Source organism: Ferruginibacter sp. (assembly GCF_014377975.1).
Classification (GTDB): Bacteria; Bacteroidota; Bacteroidia; order Chitinophagales; family Chitinophagaceae; genus Ferruginibacter.
Genome location: NZ_JACMOO010000130.1, coordinates 1 through 5,528, shown reverse-complemented (window position 1 = coordinate 5,528; position 5,528 = coordinate 1). Strand labels below are relative to the sequence as shown.

5 protein-coding genes and 1 pseudogene are annotated in these 5,528 nt (G+C 39.4%); all 6 read right to left on the bottom strand.

The window, feature by feature from the left end; genetic code table 11:
* Positions 1-410: pseudogene (locus H7254_RS07625) on the bottom strand (NADH-quinone oxidoreductase subunit M); the annotation flags it as partial.
* A 140-nt stretch (positions 411-550) separates the two neighbouring features.
* The gene (gene nuoL, locus H7254_RS07620) at positions 551-2,560 is read right to left on the bottom strand and encodes an NADH-quinone oxidoreductase subunit L (RefSeq protein ID WP_301932403.1); all 2,010 of its coding nucleotides are present in this window, start codon (positions 2,558-2,560) and stop codon (positions 551-553) included.
* A gap of 53 nt (positions 2,561-2,613) precedes the next feature.
* Positions 2,614-2,925 (bottom strand): NADH-quinone oxidoreductase subunit NuoK, encoded by a 312-nt coding sequence (nuoK, locus tag H7254_RS07615; RefSeq protein WP_367875423.1) that lies wholly within the window; start codon positions 2,923-2,925, stop codon positions 2,614-2,616.
* Positions 2,925-3,443 (bottom strand): NADH-quinone oxidoreductase subunit J, encoded by a 519-nt coding sequence (locus H7254_RS07610; protein WP_301932401.1) that lies wholly within the window; start codon positions 3,441-3,443, stop codon positions 2,925-2,927. Before H7254_RS07610 ends, nuoK begins: the two co-directional genes overlap by 1 nt.
* Before the next feature lie 263 nt (positions 3,444-3,706).
* Positions 3,707-4,234, bottom strand: a complete 528-nt coding sequence (locus tag H7254_RS07605) for a 4Fe-4S binding protein (RefSeq protein ID WP_301921874.1) — start codon at positions 4,232-4,234, stop codon at positions 3,707-3,709.
* A 91-nt stretch (positions 4,235-4,325) separates the two neighbouring features.
* The gene (nuoH, locus tag H7254_RS07600; RefSeq protein ID WP_301932400.1) at positions 4,326-5,423 is read right to left on the bottom strand and encodes an NADH-quinone oxidoreductase subunit NuoH; all 1,098 of its coding nucleotides are present in this window, start codon (positions 5,421-5,423) and stop codon (positions 4,326-4,328) included.
* Positions 5,424-5,528: the final 105 nt, after the last annotated feature.

Genomic DNA, 5,528 nt, shown 5'->3' with positions numbered 1-5,528 from the left:
AAGAAAAGAATAAATAGGTCAAGCGAAATGAAAAAGCCATAGGCACCAAGACTAAGAAGGATGAGTAAGAAATAAAATTCCTTTGTCATTTTTGTCACATTCCACGAAACCAACACCCCGGCAATTACTACAAATGACGTTAATAATACCATGGCTACAGAAATACCGTCCACGCCTAAATGAAAAGTAATATGCCAGGCGGGAAACCAGTTGTACTGTAATTCAAATAACATTTGCGTCTCATTACCTTCTGATCTCTCATTGTTAAAAGCAAACAGCAATACAAATGCTAAAACAAATTGTGCTGCAGCCCCAATCAATGCAGCCCATTTAACCTGCGATGCATTCTTCATCAACAGTATAATAACCGCTGTAAGCAATGGTAGTAAAATCAGTACTAATAGATTCATTTATTTATTTTCGAATTTTTAATTTATTTGTATATCCTGCTGACCTCACCCCAGCCCCTTCAAAAGAGAGGAACTTGCAACTTCCTTCTTTAAAAAATTTTATTAACCTCATGACCTAAGCCGCTGTTTCCATTAAAAAATTATTCAGGATGCCAAACATAAATAAAAAGTACTGCCAAACCTATTACACCAGCTAAAAAATAAATAGCATATTGCTGTACTTTGCCAGACTGAAATCCCTTTATTTTTTCTGAAATAAACATAGTTGTATTGCCCGTTGCATTCACCATTCCATTTACAATATTTTTATCAAACCATGCTGCCGGCCTGCCAATAAAATTGAATATTAATTTTTTGGTGATAAACAAATACAACTCATCTATATAAAATTTATTGCAGGCCGCCCGGTACAATCCTCCCAACGATGCCGCAATAACCGCTGGTTTATTATTTTGATTTTTATACAACCACATGGCTGTAAAAATGCCTCCCAATCCTATTGCCACCGGGGCGATAGAAAACTGCCAGTGAAACACCGCCTCCAGAGGTTTGCCATCTGCAGTGATAAAATTTCCAAACGGAATAAAGCCTGCTAATGCCGCACCAACAGCCAATAAAATCAATGGCAGCATCATTGCAAATCCGCCTTCACCACGATGTTCGCCATGCACAATAACTCCCTTGTTCCAAAAGATTTTAAAATATAAACGGAACATATAAAAGGCAGTTAGTCCGGAGGTAAACAGTGCAGTGTAATAAATCATTTTATTGTGTTGCCATGCTGCCAGCAGTATTTCTTCTTTACTAAAAAACCCTGCAAATGGCGGTACGCCTGAAATGGCCAGGCAGGCTATTAAAAAAGTAATATGGGTGATGGGTAAATATTTTCTAAGTCCACCCATGTCTTTCATTTCGTTGCTGTGAATAAAGTGAATGACTGAACCAGCGCCTAAAAATAATAAGGCTTTAAATATTGCATGGGTAAAAAGATGAAACATGGAAGCTGTATAACCTGCGCCCAGATTAGCATAATCCAGGCTGCCTTCGATTAAATTGCTACCGGAAACCCCCAGTGAAAACATCATAAAACCTATCTGCGACATGGTAGAATACGCCAACACCCTTTTGATATCCGTTTGTGTACAGGCTATCACCGCAGCAAATAGAGCTGAGATAATTCCAACATACATTACTAAATGCATTGTACCAACAGCCATGCTAAAAACAGGAAACATTCTGGCCACCAGGTAAACACCTGCCACTACCATGGTGGCGGCATGTATCAAGGCAGATACGGGTGTAGGACCTTCCATTGCATCGGGCAACCAAATATGTAAAGGAAACATAGCGCTCTTTCCCGCTCCGCCAATAAATATTAATATCGTACCCCAGGTTAATGCGGAGGCTCCAAGAAACATAGAAGTATAAGCAGTATGCAGTTCATGACTGCCGTTAATTGTTAACCTTTCAATGAGTGTATTAAAATCCAACGTCTTTGCATGAAAAGATAAAATCAATATACCAATCAAAAAACCAAGGTCTGCAAAACGGGTAACAATAAATGCTTTTTTACATGCCGCAACGGCCAACGGCTTGTCGTAATAATAACCAATGAGCAGAAAAGAAGAAACCCCCACCAGCTCCCAGAAAATATACAGCTGAAAAATATTAGAAGCTATAACCAGCCCCAGCATCGAAAAAGTAAATAAACCAAGAAATGCATAATAGGTGGGAAATCTTTCTTCGCCCTTCATGTATCCCAAACTATAGATATGCACCATCAATGAAATAAAACTAACTACCACCAGCATCATTGCCGAAATAGGATCCAGCAAAATACCCATATCAATGGAAACACCCGGTGAAAATTGAAGCCAGGTAAATTGCAGCACGGTAATTTTTTGATACACTCCGTTCACTTTGCCATAGTCTAAAAAATATCCGTAAGCGGTATACAACGACAATGCTGCTGACACAAACAATAAAGCGGTCCCAACGATACCTGATGCAGACCTGATGTGCTTTCTTCCAAAAATACCGAGCAGTAAAAAGCCGGCCAATGGCAATAAAGGAATCAATAATAAACACAATGCTGAACCCTTTCCGGAAGGAAGAATCTGGAGCAATGGAATTTGTAAAAAATCATTCATACTATATTGGTCATTCTTTTTTATCTGTGTTTAAAAAACAGAGATAAGAACTTTTAAAATTTCATTTCCTCCGCATTTTCAACGTCAATGGATTGATGGCTTCTGTACAAATTAATGATGATGGCTATTGCAACTGCGGCCTCTGCAGCCGCGATAGCGATCACAAAAATTGAAAAGAATAATCCATCCATTTTGTTTGGCCATAAATATTTATTAAAGGCAATAAAATTCAGGTTCACACTATTCAAAACCAGCTCAATGCTCATCAGCATTGTAACAAGGTTTCGCCTGGTAAAAAAACCAAACACCCCTATAAAAAAAAGCGCAGCGCTAATAATCAACAAATGGTATAATCCAGGCTCCATCATGTTGTTGCAGGTTTAGAACGTAAAGCAATTACAATACAACCAATCAACGCCGCCAGCAGTAACATACTCACTACCTCAAAAGGTAAAGCAAATCCATTTTCATCAACGCTTAGCATCCTGTCACCAATATTGGATACGGTGGGTAATACAGGTTGTGCAGTTGTATTTTTAAATGAATACTGGTATAATTGCAGCATCGTTAAGGCAAAGCCACAAAAGGCTGCCAGTGCTGAAAACACCTGCCGTCCCATTTTTTGCCGGGGCAACAAATCACCTGCCTGCTGGGTTAAAAAAATAGAAAAAATGATGAGCACAGTAATGCCGCCAACGTACACTACTATCTGAACAGCCGCAACAAAATCGTACTGCATCCAAAAATAAAGTCCGGCAATGCCTATTAAAGAAAATAACAGAAATATGGCAGCACGAAATATCTGCCTGGTGGTAACTGCAAGGGCCCCACTAACTAAAGTAAGTGCAGCCAGCATATAAAATATGATTGTTGATCCGCTCATTTAAGGGTTTTGATTTCAGGCTTTAAAAACCTTTATTTATTCCAGTATTCGTTTTTATTTACACTTTTTTTTACGGCATTTGTATTTCAATTGATCATCGTTGTGTCACTCACTTTTACGACATACCCTTGAGGATCTTTGCCCACATAACATCAAGACTTCATTATCCTAATTGCACAGCCCACCTTTGGTATGCAAAGCATTTTCAACATCGTAACTATCAATTCCAGTCTTTCACCTTGACAGTTAGAGGGGGACATCTCCTACTCTACACCCTCTCTTATCTTCGACCCCGGTTTATTTAAAATCTTCGTCAGGTCGGCCCTATTATACACGCTGTGTTCAAATGTTTGCGCCATTTTGATAGCATCTGTGGGGCAAGCCACTATACATAAATTGCACATGGTACAAAGTTCAAGATGGTATACGAACTTATCAATCGCTTTTTTCTTTTTTCCCTCGGGGGTGATATCAAATTTGGTAATGATCTTAATGGTGGCGTTGGGGCAAGCCAGTTCACAGGCAGTGCATCCCGTGCAGGCATGCTCATTATTTTCATCATGCGGCATTACTACTTCGCCCTTAAATCTTTCCGGAAAAACAAGCGTAGCCCTGTTATCAGGATATTGCTGTGTAATGATCTCTTTGTGATGGGTAAAATAATACCAGGTGCGCCGAAGCCCAACCAGTAAAGATTTTATACCTAAAAAAACGTCGCGGATATATGCGGCCCCTGCACGCCGCGGCGGAGGATTTTTTGAGGTGTTTGTATCATTTAAAGTTTTATCCATTATCTAAAGTGTTCACTTTTCTTTTGTATTCTTTTCAAAAAAACTATAAAACTCAATTTTAAAGTTCCTGCATTTCGATACGTTTTGGGAACTAAAAATACCATCCCAAAATTGCCATCAACGTTACCAGCAAAATATTAAACATGCTGATGGGTAATAAATATTTCCACTCCAGGTTTAGTAATTGGTCAATGCGCAATCTGGGAAAAGTCCACCTGAACCACATGATTAAGAAGATAAGAAAAAATGTTTTTCCGAAAAACCACAAACTGGAGGGAATAAAATCCATTACATGATTAAACCCTTGCCAGTGGCCAATATGAAAAGGCATCCAGCCACCTAAAAACAAAGTGGCACCAATTGCGCAAACAATAAACACGTTGATATATTCGGCTAAAAAAAATAAGGCAAATTTCATCCCCGAATATTCTGTGTGAAAGCCGGCTGTAAGTTCTGATTCTGCTTCTGCCAGATCAAAAGGTGCCCGGTTGGTTTCTGCAGTTGCCGCTATTATAAATATCACGAAAGCAATGAGCACCGGGATATGTCCTTTAAAAATCCACCAGCCATCCGCCTGAGACAATACAATTTCATTCAGGTTTAAACTCCCTGCCAATATCACCACACTAAGAATGGAAAGGCCTGCCGACAATTCATAGCTTACAATCTGTGCGCCGCCACGCATGGCACCCATCAATGAATATTTATTGTTACTGGCCCAGCCCGCCATCAAAATACTGATGACCATTACAGAAGATATGGCAGATACATACAGTACCCCAATATTCATATCCCACAATTGAAAATCTTTTGCAAAAGCAATAGGTGCCATCAATAGCATGGATACGATGATGGCAATAATTGGTGCCAGATTAAATAAAAATTTGTCTGCTCCATCTGGTGTCATTCCTTCTTTTACCAGCAGCTTTACGGTGTCGGCCAGTGACTGCAACATACCGCCGGGGCCAACCCTGTTAGGCCCAAGCCTGATTTGTATCCATGCAGCAACCCTTCGTTCCATCAACACCAATACCAAACCAAGTATGGCAAACAGACTAATAACACAAATACCGGCTATCAGCATTTCAATTACCATCGTCCAGGTAGGGTTGAAAATGCCTCTCAACCAGGTATCTATAAATTTTGATATGGAAGAAAAACTTAACATAAAGTTCCCCCATCCCCCCATGAAAAAATTAAGAACCCCCCAACCTGCCCACCCCCCAAAAGATGGAATGGAAAAACGTAATTATAATTTTAAACGATATTCATTATTTAAAGTATTACAAGTTTT

Bases quoted from the DNA above. Each gene is read 5' to 3' on its own strand.
- nuoK (WP_367875423.1), bottom strand. From the start codon at position 2,925: ATGGAGCCTGGATTATACCATTTGTTGATTATTAGCGCTGCGCTTTTT.
- nuoL (WP_301932403.1), bottom strand. From the start codon at position 2,560: ATGAATGATTTTTTACAAATTCCATTGCTCCAGATTCTTCCTTCCGGA.
- H7254_RS07605 (WP_301921874.1), bottom strand. From the start codon at position 4,234: ATGGATAAAACTTTAAATGATACAAACACCTCAAAAAATCCTCCGCCG.
- H7254_RS07610 (WP_301932401.1), bottom strand. From the start codon at position 3,443: ATGAGCGGATCAACAATCATATTTTATATGCTGGCTGCACTTACTTTA.
- nuoH (WP_301932400.1), bottom strand. From the start codon at position 5,423: ATGGGGGGATGGGGGAACTTTATGTTAAGTTTTTCTTCCATATCAAAA.